The organism is Microvirga pakistanensis (genome assembly GCF_004458765.1).
GTDB classification, from domain to species: Bacteria; Pseudomonadota; Alphaproteobacteria; order Rhizobiales; family Beijerinckiaceae; genus Microvirga; species Microvirga pakistanensis.
Map to the genome: position 1 here is coordinate 1 of NZ_SPJX01000700.1, position 223 is coordinate 223.

Genomic DNA, 223 nt, shown 5'->3' on the forward strand with positions numbered 1-223 from the left:
CGCCGCGCGGATGCCTTCCCACGTGGAGGCGATCTTGATCAGGATGCGGTCGCGCCCGATGCCGCGCTCCTCATAGGCCTTGATGATCGAGCGGGCCTTGTTCACGGTCGCTTGCGTGTCGAAGGACAGGTCGGCGTCCACCTCAGTGGAGACGCGGCCCGGAACGATGCCGGCGAGCTCCGCCCCGAAGGCGACGGCCAGCCGGTCGCAGATGGAGGACACC

Annotated in this window: 1 protein-coding gene; it reads right to left on the minus strand. The window is 68.6% G+C overall.

Features of this window, described 5'->3' with window-relative positions; genetic code table 11:
* Positions 1–223: transaldolase family protein (locus tag E4K09_RS26795; RefSeq protein ID WP_280177500.1), on the minus strand; the 223-nt coding region annotated here is incomplete at both ends.